We start from the raw sequence: 16,058 nt of genomic DNA on the forward strand, positions 1-16,058 counted from the left end.
ATCCGTACGTTTTGCAGCCTCATGCCGAGACCCCTTTGCGTTTCATCTCGCCCCATCCCCTCTTGCCGATCGCCAGCTGCAGAAGCCCTTCGCAGCGCCACAGAACGGTAAGCGGCCGATACCATAGCGTTTCGCCGAGGGCATAGAGGAACAGCTTCACAATATCGGTCACCTTCGGATATTTCCTCAGGCTCCATTCCTCCAGCAGCACGGCAAACATGGAGAACAAAGATCCGTATAACAATAATAGCAAGAACAGCAGCGCCGCAAATTTCACATAGATGCCGCCGGCGAGCAAGTCAATCAGGAAGAAGATGTAGGCAAGCAGCTCGATGACGGGGGCGATCAGCTCGATCAAGACGAAATACGGCATCGAAATAAGGCCGATTGCCCCGTATCCCGGATTGAAAATGAGGCGTCGATGCGCCCACAAGCTTTCGAACAAGCCGCGGTGCCAGCGGTTGCGCTGCCTGCGCAAATATTTCAGCGAATCGGGAGCTTCCGTCCAGCACACGGGGTCGGGAATATAGACGATCTTCTTGTTTTGCTTCTTCTCTTTGTTGAGACGGTGCAGGCGAACGACGAGCTCCATATCTTCGCCGACGGACGATTTGCGGTATCCTCCCGCTTCGACGACCCACGCTTTGGAAAAAACGCCGAATGCGCCGGACACGATCAGCAGCAAGTTATGCCGGCTGAGCCCGATGCGCCCGATAAGAAACGCCCGCAAATATTCGATCACTTGCATGACGACGAGCGGCTGGCGGGGCAGCCCGACGCTCACCACCTCGCCCGCTTCGATCCGGCATCCGTTTGCGATCCGGACGCTGCCGCCCGATGCGATCACATCCCCGTCGGCATCGAGAATCGGCTTCATCACCTTCAGGAAAGCTTCCCGCTCCAGCAGCGAGTCCCCGTCCAAAGAGCAGAAGTACGGGTAGCGGGACACGTTAATGCCGGCATTGAGCGCATCGGCCTTGCCGCCGTTCTCTTTGTCGATGGCGAACAGATGGTGGTGGATTTGCGAACGGTAGATCGCGCGGATCGGCGCCGTCTCCAGCTGCTTGCGCACGGTTTTATGGACGGGCACCATCTGGAATTTTTCGATTAACGTCTGCAGCGTATGATCCTTGGATCCGTCGTTGATCACGATCACTTCATAGTGCGGATAGCGAATGCTGAGCAGTGACCGTACACTGGCATAGATCCCCTTCTCTTCGTTATAAGCCGGCACCAGGATAGAGACCGGCTTCGCGTATGTATTATCCTCCAGCATCGTATGAAGATCGCCCGAATCCAATCGGTACGAGCGGCGCATCTGGACGGCCGAAACCAAAAAAAGGAACGTGTAGAAGCAAACGACGAGCGCCATATAGCCGAACAGCAACCATCCGAACCATTGCAAGCGATCAACGGTCGCCATCGCCGCTCCCCTCCTTCTCCAAATATTCCTCCGCCGTATCCCTGGCAAAACGGTCCGCTCCGAAAGCCGCGACTTTCGCCAAGACGGACCGCCCGTCGTGAAAGCTCAGGATCGATTGCGCCGCTTGCTGGCGCACCCACCAAACGCTGTCGGCGAGAAGCTGTTCCAGCACGGGCAAGAACCGGCGGTCGCGCACGACGGCGAACAGCTTAGCGGCCATCATTCGTTCCTGCCACAGGTCGGAGGCGGCATGATTCACATAATCGGCGCGCGTCTCCAGCAGCGGCATTTGGCTTAAAGCCTTCAGCGCCCGGATGCGCAGCTCGGCGCCTGTGCCTGTCAGGTTCGCGAGCAAAAATCCGATCCGTTCCGTCCCGCGCTTCAAACCGATGACGTCCAGCACGCCGTACTGCAATTGCGGCGGCAGCGAATCGAAGCGGGCGACGAACGGTTCGAAGCGCTCCTCCGGGACGCGGAGCAAAATTTCCCGGCACATCGCCTCGGATATCCGGCCCGCGCTCCGGCTCAGCAGCGGAAGCAGCTCGTCGCTGGCGAAGGAGGCCAGAATGCTCAGCACAAGCTCGAATTCCGCTTGCGTTTGGAGCCTGCCCGCTTCGGTCAACCGGACCAGCTCGCGCTCGAACGAGCGCATGGCGAACTTGTCGATATAATAAAGCGTGTTCATCCGCAAGCTCCATTGCCTGCCGTACAGCCTCTTACGATAAATATCGGCAAATGCGAGCTCGGCGAACGCGGCAATCTGCTTCTGAATATCGGAGCCCGACAACAAAGTGCGGTAATGGGCCAAAAGCGCTTCGAGGGCCGCGAATTTATACCGGTTTCCGTGCGGGAGCATATTCCGCATCAGCCGGCCCTCCTGCAAATACCGGTACATTTTCACCCGCAGCTCTTCTTCGTACCTCGCGACGATGCGGCTGCGCCGATTGTCCAAAGCTTTGCGCACCACCAGATAAACCAGCAGCGCCGCCAAGACGGCGCTTACGGCGATAACGGCTGCGAGCAATACCCGTAAGCTGGTATCGAGCATTGTCACCGGATCCTTTTGACCAGACGGTCGATTCTGGCTTCCAGCACGCTCATGCTGAACGGCTTCGTCAAATAGTCGTCGGCCCCAAGCTCCAAGGCGCGAACGATGTCCCGGTCGCTCTTTCGATTCGTCAGCATAATAATGTAAACCGGATGAGCCGGCTTCTCCTGGCGCAGCCTTTGCAAAATTTCCAAGCCGTCCATTCGCGGCATAATCCCGTCCAGCAGGAAGAACGCCGGCCCTTGCCGCGTTTTGGGCGCCTGCTCGAAATAGCTCACCCCGTCCCGGTACGTTTCGATCTCGAGCTCGTACCCGCCGCCGAAAGCTTCGCGCAGCGATTCCGACAGCATCGTTCGCATCACCGCATCGTCGTCGATAATCGTCATATGAAGCTGCTTCTTCAAAGGCGCAGCTTGCGCCGATCCCCCGGCAGCCATTACACGGTTGCGTCCGCCGGACTTCGCGGCATAAAGAGCGGCGTCCGCCGCATGAAGCCACTCCTCTAACGGGCGCCCTGCCTCCGTCACTTCGACGAGCCCCGCTGAAAAGGTCACGCGGAAGACGTCCTCCCCGTCTCCGAACGACTGCTGCGAGAAAACGGAGAGCAGCCGCTTGGCCATCGTTTTCGCTTCCGGCATTCTCGCGTTCGGCAGCAGCAGCACGAACTCCTCGCCGCCGTAACGGATCACACAGTCCTCCTTGCGGCTGAACCCGCGAACTGTCTTGCCGAATCGCTCCAGCACCTGGTCCCCCATCCAGTGTCCGTACTTGTCGTTAATTTGCTTGAATCGGTCCAAATCGACAAGGGCCAAGCTGAACGGGTCTCCATTTCGCATGAGCCGGGATTCCATGGACTGAAAGCTGTCGGACAAATAGCCGCGCGTATACGCGCCGGTCAACTTGTCCAGCATCGCCACTTTCTCGACTTCGCGCTTGCGCTCGATCAATCGTTCCATGCGCACGATCCATTCGTCCCACTCGAACGGTTTGACGATATAGTCGTCAGCCCCGAGCCGATAGCTCTCGATGCGATGCGTCTTGTCGGCAAAGCCGCTCATCACTACGGTCGGGATGAACTGGCGCCTGGCCTTCTCGCGAAGCGCCGCCAATACCTCGAGTCCGCTTTGCTCCGGCATGTTCAAATCGGTAATGAAGCAGTCCGGCTTAAGGTCATGGAAATATTCGATCGCCTTGGCCGGATCCACCGTCGTCATCACGACCCAGCCGAGCCCCTCCAATTGTTCCCGTATGTAGAGCAGGAAGGTCGGATCGTCGTCCAGCACGAGCAGCAGCGGTTCCTCCCCCGGTTCGTAAGCGGAGGCCGGATGCAGCGAGGGCATGGCCGGCACGCCGTCGTCCGCGTCCAGCAACTGCTCGTCGTAAGCGGCCCTCGTTAACGGGTACAGAAATTCGCGAAGCTCCTCCTGGCTGAACGCCGCTGAGTCGCGCTGAATGTGCGCGCACCGGTCATACAGCTGCGAGGCGATGTCCGCAATCCGGCTCAACCCGATCGTGCCGGCCGTACCTTTCAGCGAATGCAAAAAACGCTCCACATCTTCCGAATCAGCCGCACGGAGTCCGTCGAACCATTCGGACATCTGTTGCTTCATGGAAGAGAAGAGCGCCGATTGATATTTATTCATGAGCTTCCTCCGAAACCTGGTCAATTACACCTTAACTATAACATAACAAGGTTCGACACGACTAAGGAATTTTGCGATTCCCTTTGCTGGAAGATGTACAAAAGCAAGGGCATCCCCCGCCGCACGCGGTCGGGGGATTAACGAGCAGCAGAGTATTTTTCTGATTGCTGAGAAAAGACAAGACGAAGGCTTCGACTCGGAAACGCTGCTGGCGTGCAAAACATGACTCCATCACGCATGCCGAATTACACTAATTAGCCCTGGCCGCCTTAAAGGAACGTAGTTCCGTTATTGCGCGGAATGAAGGGGACCGGATCAATCATAACGGAACACGGTTCCGTTATTGCTCCGGTTTTAGGGCGAAACCTCCCCCAGAACGCGGTAATTACGTACTCTCGTTCCGCTATTTTCGGGAAATACCCGGGAAATAGGCCGCTAGCGGAACAATTTTCCGTTAACCGGAACTAACCCGGGGGCCGCCCGGCACGCTCCGCACTCGGTCAGCAGCAAAGAAGCTTCCCCTAGTTGGAAGGGGAAGCTTCTTTTTTCGCTCTGACAATCAGGAACAAATAGCACAGCACAGCGCCGACATCCGCGATGGCAATCACTGTGCCCATCGGGATCGCCGTGCCGCCCCCGCCGATACCGACCAGAGGGGCTACTACCCCGCCGCTGATCAAGGACAAGAGGCCCTGCAGAGCGGAAGCGCTCCCCGCCGATTGGCCCTGCTTCTGCATTGCCAGCGAAAAAGAAGTCGTGCCTACGATGCCGACGCTGGATACGACCATGAATAACGGGGGCAAAATCGCCGGCAGTCCCCCTCCCGCCAATATCATCGCCAGCAGCAGCACCCCGCCCGTCGCCGCATAGCCGAGCCCGAAGACGAGCAGCTTCGTTTCGCCGATTTTCCCGGCCAGCCTGCCGGTCAGCTGTCCGGCGATGATGATGCCGATACCGTTCATGGCAAAGATCAAGCTGAACATTTGCGGAGAGGCACCGAACAAATTTTGCACCACAAACGGCGAACCGGAAATGTAGGCGAACATTGCGGCGGAGACGAGTCCTTGCGACAAAGCGTAGCCCATGAAGCTGCGGTCGCGCAGCAACCGCCAGAAGGTGGAGAACGTCCCCCTCATTCCTCCTTTGGAACGCCGCTGGGCCGGGAGCGTCTCAGGCAAAGCCAACAGGACGGCGGCCAGCATGATCATGCCGATGACACCGAGCACGATGAAAACGCCGGGCCAAGCGGTAAACTTGAGCAGCTGCGCCCCCGCAATCGGGGCCAAGATCGGCGCTCCTCCATTGATCAGCATGAGCAGAGCGAAAAATTTGGTCAGCTCCGTTCCCGAGTACATGTCCCTGACCACCGCCCGGGAAATGACGATGCCGGCCGAGCCTGCGGCGCCTTGAATGAAGCGCAGCGCGACCAGCGCTTCGATGGAGGGGCTCATCGAGCATAAAAATGAAGCTACAGCGTAAAGAATAAGTCCGAACATAAGCGGCATACGCCGTCCGCGCACGTCGCTGAGCGGTCCCGCCACGAGCTGGCCGACGGCCAAGCCGGCAAGACAGGCGGTCAAGCTGAGTTGGGTCAGCGACGGATTGGCATGCAAATCTTGAGCGAGTGCAGGCAGTGCCGGCAAATACATGTCGATGGACAAAGGCCCGAACGCCGCGAGCGCGCCGAGAATCAGCGCCATTTTCAGGCGGTGCGGCCGCGCCGGCGCTTCGGACTGCAAATTAACGCTTGGCATCATACGTCTGCTCACCACCTTGTCCTTTCATAGTCAATGTCTCATTTTCATGCTTGAGCTGCCGCAAATCGTCGTGCATCCGCTGCAGCAGCTGCCGGAACACCGCCTTATCTTCCGCGCTGAAACGCGCAAAGCAGCGTTCTTCGATTTCTTTCAGCACACTTTTCACCGCCGAGGTTGCCAAGCGCCCTTTCTCGGTCAAATAAACCCGCGACACGCGGTAATTGTCCGCGTCCGGTCGGCGCTCCACGAGTCCGGCCTTCTCCATTCGGCCGATCATGACGTTCAGTGTGGCCGGTTGCACATGAACCTTGCTGGCAAGCTCCTTCTGAATTTGCCCGTCCTGTTCCGTAAGCCGCATTAAGAGAGGCGGCTGGCCGGGATAGACGCCGTATTCCTGAATGAGCAGATCCACGTTATGCCGGTACAGCCGGTAAACGTGGCTCAATAAATGGGTCAGAGCTTCCGAATAGTTGAATTCCACAGCGCCGCGTCCCTTCCATTAGCCGGCTAATCGAGATAATTGTAGTGTGCTTCCCGACGAATGTCAAATACCGGCTGCCGAGGCACCCGGTTATCGTGCTAACGAATAGCTCGAGATATTCAAAATCAGTAATTCCTCCCGTCCTCGCTATCAATTATTTCTCCATTAAGCTGCTTGGCGTATTCGCGCATCAATTCGTAATCTTGATTGCTGTCGGTTTCCGCTATGGATTCTGCTTCCAATTTTGGAGTTGCCGTCACCCGATTTTCGTCCATCCGCTCTCGACCTCCTCCTCTTGAGGATAGGATATCCCGGATCTGGAAAGGTATCCGTTATAGCGGGACTGATTGGCGGGACAACAAGTGCGGGGATGATTACAGGCTCCAGATGGATACTGTGCCGGACATTTTCAACATAATCTAGGGTAAAGATCTTATCTAGGATGTGTGTTCCATGGACGGTAATCCATCTCTTTCCGGATTTGTTGAAAAACCGAATTTTCTTGTGTTTCTCGTGGATGAGGAACGGTATCCCCCCGTTTACGAAAACTCGGAAATAAGAGAATGGCGAAGAAACAATCTCATGACACAAGAGCTTTTAAGGGCTCATGGGATGGAGTTCCACAGGCATTATATTGGCAGCACTGCCTGCTGCCCTAGCCGGGCTACGTTGTTGACCGGCCATTATCCGTCGCTCCATGGAGTCAGCCAGACGAACGGCATCGCAAAGGAAACTTACGACTCCGATATGTTTTGGCTGGAAAGAAACACAGTGCCTACGATGGGGGATTACTTTCGCGAAGCCGGCTACCAGACTTATTATAGAGGAAAATGGCATATATCATACGAAGATATTGCCATACCCGGCACGCACATTAGCCTCACTAGCTATAATCCAGTGACAGGCGTACCTGATAAGCGGCGGGAGCAATTATATTCCCGTGCCGACCGTTTGGACAGCTTCGGTTTTTCCGGCTGGATCGGCCCGGAGCCTCACGGCATAGATCCACGAAATTCCGCCTCTTCCGCTCGCATGAAAGTAAGCGGCAGAGACGAAATTTATGCTTCGGAAGTCGTTGCACTCCTCGATTCCTTGAACCGCCAGAAAAGCCGCGACCAGAATGCCAAGCCTTGGCTAATCGTAGCCTCTTTTGTGAACCCTCACGATATCGTTTTATATGGTGCACTTACAGCGCGGCTTCCCATGTTTCAGTTTGAGGTCGACCCTATGCCGGAAGTCGCCCCCCCTCCATCAATCAACGAACCTTTATTTACCAAACCGCGCTGTCAAGCAAGCTACCGCGATATTTATCCAAAAGCTTTGCAGCCCATTATCGACCAATCGTTTTACCGTAAGCTTTACTACCAGCTGCAGAAAAATGTCGATCGGCAAATGATGAAAGTATTTGAAGCTCTTACCCGATCTTCTTTTTATCACAATACGATTGTTATTTTCACCTCCGATCACGGGGACCTGCTAGGCGCTCACGGGCGTCTTCATCAAAAATGGTATTGCGCCTACGAAGAGGTTGTGCACGTTCCACTCCTCATTCATAACAAACATCTTTTTCCGCAAAATAAAAACCTCCACACGCTTACAAGCCATGTGGATCTCCTGCCTACCATGCTTGGACTGGCGAAGGCTGACATAGAACAAATTCAGAGCCGTTTGCGAAACAAATTCAGCGAAGTCCATCCTTTTGTGGGACGCGACCTTACTCCCTTTATGTTAGGACAGAACGATGCCGCAGCGGCCGATGAGCCGATTTATTTCATGACCGATGACGATGTTACCCGAGGTCAGCATCAAATTAATCCATTGGGAGAGCCGTATTGTTCCGTTATTCAGCCTAACCATATCGAAGCCGTAATCACGACCGTACACAGAAATGGAGCGAAACAATTGTGGAAGCTCTCCCGCTATTTTGATAATGTTCAATTCTGGAGCCATCCGGGGGTGAAAGACGTAGCTGTTCAGCCATTTGGATGTGGAATCGGCGGAGAGTACATCCATTCGGTCGCACGGGTCAAAACCGAGCCGGTCCATGACGAATATGAGCTGTATAACTTAACCGACGATCCTTTAGAAACATGCAACTTTGCACATCCGGCTCTTGCAACGCCATATAGCAGAAACATTCAACAAAGGATGGCGCATCTGCTGGAGAAGCAGCGCAACCAAAAACGTTTGTATCCAGGTCGAAACGACAAATAGTATCTGCATACACGCTCTTTGAAAAAAAACCTCGAAGCCGCTTAGCTTCGAGGTTTTTTGCAGCACGAGCCTATTTTTCGGAACGGGTGGACCTTTACTGCACAAGTTTTCGTATTTTCTCCACTTCTCTTGCAGACCTGTCACATCCATAGTAGCGAAGGGCTGTATAATCGGCTCCCATAAAGGCTATTCGGAAAACGTGGTTGAAAACGATATAATATCATGGTGTTGCATTATCGGATTGTATGGTTGAAATATCCTATATTATTGTTCATCTCATTCTAATTATGACGATAGTTGTCATATTTTCGTTTGTATGGTGGAGTTGGTGGAAATGAGTATTACGCTCGAATGGAATTTAACTGTTTCGACAACTCGATATTGAGAATTAACGATAATAGAAAGTGGTGAAGTAGATGAAAAACGAAGTCATTCTTTATATTGCTGCAAGTCTTGATGGGTATATCGCAAGTGTAGATAACAAGCTTGATTTTCTTTATGAAACACCTGATCCACAGCCCGATTATGGCTTTGATCGGCTGTATTCGTCGATAAACACGATCATTATGGGTAGAACAACCTATGAATACATCAGAAAGCATTCACAAGGTCAATGGAAGTATGCCGCGAAAAAGTGCTACGTATATACGCACGACCCGAATCGTTTCTCCGATAATGAAGTGTCATTTGTCAATACGCCTGTTGACGAACTTGTAAAACAAATATGGGCAGATCGACCAGGGAATATATGGCTGATGGGTGGCGGAGTGATCATTCGTGAGTTTCTAAATAAGAATCTGATTGACTTGTACGATATCTACTATTTGCCTACGCTTTTAGGGAATGGGGTTCAGCTCTTTCCCCAAGGATTTTCTAAAGTAAATTTACTTTTAGAAAGTTGTAGTAAAGTCGGTGATAGTGATGTTCTAAGAGTAGTTTATCGCAAAAAAAAATGGTTGAAAGTTGTTTAATCGTGAGCGTAGTGACCTTCTTGATATCGACATTTCCACTTTGATTGAGAAATTGAAGGAGGGCGAATTACAAACCTTTTCCACCACAAAATCCGAATACCCAAAATAAAAAAGACCAGCGCGAGGCGGCTCCTAGTCAGAACCACAACACCAGTCTTACTTAAACTATACCCGCCAACCAGGTTACTGAATTCAGGGGGCAGTTTGTTGGTCATGTTCTGACCAGCAATCGTAAAGGAAGCCTGTAAATGCCATGAAGTTGCTGCCCTCCATCCGGAGAAGGAACAGGACACGTACGCATATGGATTTTCTCGTACAGATCACGAATCCACTTGGCAAAGTCATCTTGTGCGGGTAAGCACAAGAGCACCACTACACAATTGGACCGGCGCTCTTGCATTATGGACTATTTGCCATGTCCCCGAGCAGTTTAGGCCCCGGACGTGCAGTCTCCGCCCCCGCCTGAGTTACAGCCGAAGCGCCGACCGGTTTGACTTGCGGGAGCTGCCCCTCACTCCCCCTTGCGGAAATGCCCCGGCGTAATGCCTTCATACCGCTTGAATACGCGGATGAACGTATTGCTGTTCGTGAAACCGACCTTGCTCGTAATTTCGGCGATCGTATCGTCCGTTTCCGTCATAAGCCGCTTGGCCAGCTCGACCCTCCGCTTGCCCACGTAATCGACGAACGTTTCCCCTGTCTGCTCTTTGAAAAACCGGGACAAATACGGCGCGTTCACGTCAAATTCCAGCGACAAGGAGGTCAGGCTGAGGTTCATGTCGGACAGATGCTCTTCGATATAAGCCAGCACTTGCTCCTTCAGATTGCTGTTATGGCTTTTTTTCCTGGCGTCGATATACTCGCATACCGTTCTCAGAAAACGGTAAATTTCGTCTTCCATTTCCGCGAACGATTCGCACTGGGTCAGAAGCTTGATCAGCTCGGTTTTCTCGACGGACAATTCGTCCGGGCCGGGCTGCAAATGCTCGATCGACTTCAGGATCGTCCCGATCAGCTCGAACATCAGCAGCTTGCCCAGCTGCGCGGAAAGCGTTCCGTCCGCTACGTTCGCAGTCAAAATGCCGCTGACCGTCTCCATCGCTTCTTCATATTGCCCCGTCTTGATGTAGTTGATCAGCTGCCGCTCCGTATCGAGCGGGTAATACAGCTCGTTCTTCGGCCTCCGGATACGGTCGAACGTAATGATTTGGCTCGGGCCGATGACGAATTTGTACTCCAGCGCTTCCAGCGCTTCATCGAAGCCGTGCGGAATGCCGGAAACCGACGGGTGCGTGTTGCTGATGCCGATCGTCAGCTGAATGTAAAAGTTGCTTTGGATAAACGATTGCGCCTCCCCGGCAATGTCCACCAATTCCTGCTTCGCCGCGCTTTCGTCCTCTCCCCGAATATTGACCAGAAACGCGACCATCCCGTCCACTTCGGTGGAAAACACCGGATGCTTCCGGCCGATCAATTCCTCCGTTATATTCGTCACAATATGATATACATATTGCAGCTTGGTTTCGGCGTCCCGCGGGTCGTTATCCTTGAACAGCGCCGCATATCCGCCGATATGAAACAGCAGCACGGCAAAACAGCTCGTCTCAAACTTCAGGTCGAACGACTCCATCGTTTGCGCAAGGGCCGACCCGCTCTCCACGCGCCTTTCAGCAGCCTCGCCAAGAAGTTTCTGCGCAGCGCGTTTTGCTGCATCCGGATCGTGCGCGCGGCCAAATCCTGAAACGCCGCATTTTCCGACATGAACGATTGCAGCAGCGTAAATTCGTTCTTGATGCCCTCCAGATTGGATTTCACCTTCGGGGACACGAGATCGACCATGCGCCGGATCGGCAAATAATTTCTTCTCGTCAGCCAGACGGTCGTCGCCCCGCCGATCAGAACGCAGAGGGCGAGTCCGATCAAAATCCAAATTTGCAGCTGATTCACCTTGGCGGAATATACCTTGGTCGGTATAACCGATACATATTTCCAGTCGTTCTCGCCGGAGGAGACGTAAGATACTGTGACCTGCTCGCCTCTCAGCTTTTGCGAGAACGAGCCGCTTTCCTTCGTCAGCTGCGAGAAATCAATGTCCGCAGTATTGAGCGCCTCGCCCGCCGCCATCAGCGGCTTGTTATTTTTATCGACGATCACGACGCTCCCTGCCTGAGCGAGCTGGATGCCGGAGATCGCCGCCTTGAGGCGGTCCCCGTTCAGCATCACGACAAGCGTAGCCGGCGCCTCCTCGTTCATATTTTGGACCGGAAGTGATTGCAAAAAAACCAGGTCGTTGTCCGCCAGCTTGACAAAGCTGCCAAAGTAGCTCTTGCGCATGCTCTCCTTCCACTGCTCGTACGTGACGCCCTTCTTCTCGTGGAACAATTGATACAAAATATCCGCTTCGTCCAGAGCCGACGTCGTAACGCCGAATTGCCCGGCCTTCACGTAAATATAAAAATCGTCGATATTCCCGTTCGAAGCGGCATAAGAGCGGAGCGTCTTAATCAAATCGAGCAGGCTCAGCTTGACATCGGGAGCCGAAAAATCCGTCTGATTGATGTAACTTAACACTTTGGGATCCAGCGACAGCTGCAGGCCGATTTTCTTAATATCCTGAAATTGATTGTCCAGCGATTGTTTCACCTGGTTAAGCAGCGCCTCGTTGGAGCGCATCACTTCGGACTGGAGCAAATGCTTCGACTGCATCAAGATGCCCATGGCGATGAGAATGGGGATACATAAGATCGTCAGGTTAGAGTAAAGCCAAAATAAGAACACGCTGCGTTTCATAAGCTGCACTCCCCCTTGTTCCTCCGCCATTATCCCACCTACACCGGCATGACACAACCGTTTTTCTATTCTTTGATCGCCCCGACCATAACGCCCTTCACGAAATATCGCTGCAGGAACGGATACACGACGAGAATCGGAACCGTCGCCACCATGATGGTCGCGTACTTGATGCTTTGTCCGATTGCCTCCGTGTCGTTAGCGTTGCCGGTGCCGGTCGTCATCGAGTCCGTGCTGTTCTGCACGAGAATTTCCCGCAGGATGAGCTGCAGCGGCAGCTTGTTGCGGTCGCTCAGAAACAGCATCGCATTGAACCAGGAATTCCAGTGAGCTACGCCATAATAAAGAATCATGACCGCGATGACCGGCATCGACAGCGGTACGACAAGCTGAAACAGGATCCGGAATTCCCCCGCTCCGTCGATCTTCGCCGATTCCAGCAGCGTCTCCGGAATGGCCTCGAAGGAGGTCCGCATGATGATCAGGTTCCACGTGCTGACGGCTACGGGAATGATCAGCGCCAGCAAGCTGTTGCCAAGGTGCAAATAGTTGTTGATCAGCAAATACGTAGGAATCAGACCGCCGCTAAAATACATCGTGAACACGATAGCAATCATGATGAACTTCCGCAGCATGAACTTTCTGGAAAGCGCATAAGCGCCAAGCGTCGTAAACAATAAATTGACAGCCGTCCCCGCCACCAAAATGATGAACGTATTCCGGTACCCGCTCAGAATATTCGGGTTTTCGATCACCTTCTTGAAAGCCCCCAGATTGAAGCCCAGCGGCCTGAACAGCAAACCCGTATGCTGTATAAGCAGGTTCGAATCGCTAATGGACGCCATGAACACATAGTAAAACGGATAAAGCGTGCACACGATCAGAAGCAGCATCAAAATCGTGTTGCCGATATCAAACAGCCGTTCCGCTGCGGTTCCTTTCATCAATAGTCCCCCCCTACCACTACCACAACCTGCTGCCGGAAAATCTCCGGGAAATGCGGTTTGCGCTAATCAGCAGCACAAAGTTGATCGCGGATTGGAACAGTCCTACCGCCGTCGTATAACTGTAATCGTTGCCCTGGGCAAGCCCTTCCCGATACACGAAAGACGAGATGACATCGGCCGTTTCGTACGTATTCGGATTGTACAGCAGAACGATTTTCTCGAAGCCGACTTCCATCAGCCCGCCGATCCGAAGAATGAGCAGGATCATGATGGTCGGAATGAGCCCGGGCAGCGTCACGCTCCAAATTTGTCTGAACCGGCCCGCTCCGTCCACTTTGGCCGCTTCGTACAGCTCCGGGTTAATGCCGCTCAGCGCGGCAAGGTAGATGATGGACGACCAGCCCATCTCCTGCCAAATGGACGTGCTCACGAAGATCGGACGGAAATAGCCGGCGTCGTTCAGCAGCGGAGTACTTGGCCCGCCGAAAAAGGCGATGAGAGAGCTTGCTGCCCCGCCGCGGTTCGTGAAATCGATAATCAGGCCGCAAATCACGATGAGCGAAATAAAGTGCGGCAGGTACGACACCGTCTGCACCACGGATTTGAACAGCTTTTGCCGAATTTCGTTGAGCAGCAAGGCGAGAATAATCGGGGCCGGAAACCCGAAGACGAGATTGTAGAAGCTGATCAGAAACGTATTGCGCAGCACGCGGACAAAGTAGTAGCTTTCGAAGAAGTCCTTGAAATGCTCGAGCCCTACCCAGTCGCTGCCCCATACTCCCTTGGCGGGAGTGAAGTCCTTGAAAGCGATAACCGCTCCATACATCGGGAAATATTTAAAAATGAAAAAGTACAGCACGACGGGCAGCACCATCAGGTAAATCGCCCGGTTTTTCCTGACGTCGTCCCATAAAAGCCGGATGGATTTCGCCATACGCTCACTTCCTTGCCATGTTGTCAAAATATGAAGGAAGGGGAGAAACCAGGCTCCCCTTCTGCAGCATTAGCGTTTATTGTAGCGGTCCACAGCGGCCTGATAGATGGCGACTGCGCGATCGATGTTCATTTTCTTGAGCTGGTCGATCGTCTTATCGTAGCTGTCCAGCGGCAGCGCGCCCATTACGATTTTCGTAATCTGCTCCGTAAGGAGCGTGCCCGCATCGTTCAAAATTTTGGCCGCTTCCTTCGCTTCGTCCGTAGTCAGGCTGACCGGCGGCAGCATGACGCTGTACGCGTTTTTCGCATATTTCGCGTAAATCTTGACCGCGTCTTTCTGCGCCTGCAATTGATAATACTGGTCGTTATAGCGGTCGTCGTCCAGCCCCGTGAAGCCGTAGTTGGCGATGAAGTACTTGGCCATCGCTTGCGAAATCGGCAAGTTGTCCGGATTTTTCAAAATCAGGTCGGTATATTGCGGCTGGCCGTTCACCATGTTGTAGGTCTGGCCCTCGATACCGAAATTTTTCAGCAGCGCGCCTTCCTGGCTGTACAAATAATCGAGCGCTTTGACCGTTTCCTCCGGGTGCTTGTTCGAGCTGGTGATGACCGTTCCGACATTGTCGTAATCCCAGGCGGTATTGATGAATTTCGGCTCCTCGCCTTTGTGGAGCACCGGATACTGAACGGCGGCAAGCTGTGCCTTCGGATTCGCCTTCTGCAGCGCCGGCATGTACGTTCCCATGCTGCCGCCGATGTACCCGAAGAAGGCCCCTGCTTTGCCCGACGTAATTTTGGCATCTTTCGTTTTGGCATCGTTCGAGGCGAAGTCCGGATCGATCAGCCCTTCCTTATACCATCTTGCCATCGTCGCCAAATATTGCTTGAATTCCGGCTGAATCGGCCCGAACTTGACTTGCCCGCCGCTGAGATAGAAGCTGCCGGCGTTTGCGGTCGCCCCTATTCCCGGAACGCCGAAGGCTCCGGCAAAGTCCCAGTTGGAGATGGGGGTGCCTTTGTCCAAAGTAAACGGGATGACGCCTTTCTTCTCTTTAAACGCCTTCAGCACAGTTTCCCACTCGTCGATCGTTTCCGGCGCCTTGAGGCCGAGCTCGTCGAGCCAGTCCTGGCGAATCATCATGCCGCTGAAAGTTTTGTATTGTCCGTATTGGCCGACCCGCAGGTGCGGCAGCACGTAAATGTCGCCGTTATCCGCTTTGATTTGTTTGGCGATTTGCGGATTTTCGTCGATAATTTTTTTCAGGTTCGGCGCATTTTTGGCGATCAGATCGTTGAGCTTAACGATCGTGCCGTCCTTAAACATTTTCGGCAGCCCGCCTTGCACGCTGTCCCAGTTCCAAAGCATGGCATCTGGCAAATTGTTGGACGCGATCATCACCCCGTACTGCTGAATGTCGTCCTGAGGCGTATTGCCCGACGAGTGCCGGAACTCAAACGCAACGTTCGTGCGCTTCTCCCATTCCTTCACCATCGGAAGCTCGCCCAAGTTTTTGACGACGGCTTTAGGGTTCGCATTCAGCGGGGTCCAGAACGAAATTTTCATCGGCTCCTTGGAGGCGCTTGCGGCCGGGGCGTTGCTTGGCGCTGCCGATCCTTTTTGCTCGCCCGTGCTGCCGCACGCCGCAATAAGCGATAGCGTTAGAACGGATGCGAGAATCGGCATCATTTTGGTGCGGAATACTTTTCTCATGGAAACACTCCCCTTGCATTATGCATGTGGCGGCGGAACGGCAGGAGCGGTTCGGCCTGTGTTTGCATCATACAAAACCGCTTCACTATCCGTATATCGGCATTTTTTCATCCGTCTACATTTCTTGCGAATCGGTG

The 16,058-nt window shown here is 53.6% G+C and carries 13 protein-coding genes; 2 read left to right on the top strand and 11 right to left on the bottom strand.

Annotated elements, in window-relative coordinates:
* Window positions 1-19: 19 nt before the first annotated feature.
* From SD70_RS03930 to SD70_RS35770, 6 genes are all read right to left on the bottom strand, one after another.
* On the bottom strand, window positions 20-1,423 hold the full coding sequence (locus SD70_RS03930; protein ID WP_041045829.1) for a glycosyltransferase family 2 protein: 1,404 nt from the start codon (window positions 1,421-1,423) through the stop codon (window positions 20-22).
* Entirely contained in the window at window positions 1,410-2,471 is a 1,062-nt protein-coding gene (locus tag SD70_RS03935; RefSeq protein ID WP_041045831.1) for a HEAT repeat domain-containing protein, read from the bottom strand. The genes SD70_RS03930 and SD70_RS03935 overlap by 14 nt, the downstream gene beginning before the upstream one ends.
* A gap of 2 nt (window positions 2,472-2,473) precedes the next feature.
* Complete coding sequence (locus SD70_RS03940) at window positions 2,474-4,114, bottom strand: response regulator (protein WP_041045833.1); 1,641 nt, start codon at window positions 4,112-4,114, stop codon at window positions 2,474-2,476.
* A gap of 521 nt (window positions 4,115-4,635) precedes the next feature.
* Window positions 4,636-5,871 carry a multidrug effflux MFS transporter gene (locus SD70_RS03945; protein WP_156157880.1) on the bottom strand — a complete coding sequence of 412 codons (1,236 nt, stop codon included), beginning with the start codon at window positions 5,869-5,871 and terminating at the stop codon, window positions 4,636-4,638.
* Window positions 5,855-6,352, bottom strand: a complete 498-nt coding sequence (locus SD70_RS03950) for a MarR family winged helix-turn-helix transcriptional regulator (RefSeq protein WP_052487027.1) — start codon at window positions 6,350-6,352, stop codon at window positions 5,855-5,857. Before SD70_RS03950 ends, SD70_RS03945 begins: the two co-directional genes overlap by 17 nt.
* Before the next feature lie 125 nt (window positions 6,353-6,477).
* The gene (locus tag SD70_RS35770) at window positions 6,478-6,627 is read right to left on the bottom strand and encodes a hypothetical protein (protein ID WP_156157881.1); all 150 of its coding nucleotides are present in this window, start codon (window positions 6,625-6,627) and stop codon (window positions 6,478-6,480) included.
* 178 nt (window positions 6,628-6,805) lie between these two features.
* Between SD70_RS35770 and SD70_RS03955 the strand changes: the two genes are divergently transcribed.
* The gene (locus SD70_RS03955; protein ID WP_041045835.1) at window positions 6,806-8,566 is read left to right on the top strand and encodes a sulfatase-like hydrolase/transferase; all 1,761 of its coding nucleotides are present in this window, start codon (window positions 6,806-6,808) and stop codon (window positions 8,564-8,566) included.
* 416 nt (window positions 8,567-8,982) lie between these two features.
* Window positions 8,983-9,537, top strand: a complete 555-nt coding sequence (locus tag SD70_RS03960; protein ID WP_041045836.1) for a dihydrofolate reductase family protein — start codon at window positions 8,983-8,985, stop codon at window positions 9,535-9,537.
* 511 nt (window positions 9,538-10,048) lie between these two features.
* Here the strand turns inward: SD70_RS03960 and SD70_RS03965 are convergent.
* From SD70_RS03965 to SD70_RS03985, 5 genes are all read right to left on the bottom strand, one after another.
* Complete coding sequence (locus tag SD70_RS03965) at window positions 10,049-11,197, bottom strand: helix-turn-helix domain-containing protein (RefSeq protein WP_156157882.1); 1,149 nt, start codon at window positions 11,195-11,197, stop codon at window positions 10,049-10,051.
* Window positions 11,149-12,327, bottom strand: a complete 1,179-nt coding sequence (locus tag SD70_RS03970; RefSeq protein ID WP_197080932.1) for a cache domain-containing protein — start codon at window positions 12,325-12,327, stop codon at window positions 11,149-11,151. The genes SD70_RS03965 and SD70_RS03970 overlap by 49 nt, the downstream gene beginning before the upstream one ends.
* 65 nt (window positions 12,328-12,392) lie before the next feature.
* Complete coding sequence (locus SD70_RS03975) at window positions 12,393-13,271, bottom strand: carbohydrate ABC transporter permease (RefSeq protein ID WP_041045841.1); 879 nt, start codon at window positions 13,269-13,271, stop codon at window positions 12,393-12,395.
* Window positions 13,272-13,290: 19 nt separating this feature from the next.
* Window positions 13,291-14,208: an ABC transporter permease gene (locus SD70_RS03980; protein ID WP_052487028.1), complete on the bottom strand. Its 918-nt coding sequence runs from the start codon at window positions 14,206-14,208 to the stop codon at window positions 13,291-13,293.
* Window positions 14,209-14,277: 69 nt separating this feature from the next.
* Window positions 14,278-15,921 carry a hypothetical protein gene (locus tag SD70_RS03985; protein ID WP_041045845.1) on the bottom strand — a complete coding sequence of 548 codons (1,644 nt, stop codon included), beginning with the start codon at window positions 15,919-15,921 and terminating at the stop codon, window positions 14,278-14,280.
* Window positions 15,922-16,058: the final 137 nt, after the last annotated feature.

The sequence above is a fragment of the Gordoniibacillus kamchatkensis genome (assembly GCF_000829455.1).
GTDB classification, from domain to species: domain Bacteria; phylum Bacillota; class Bacilli; order Paenibacillales; family NBRC-103111; genus Gordoniibacillus; species Gordoniibacillus kamchatkensis.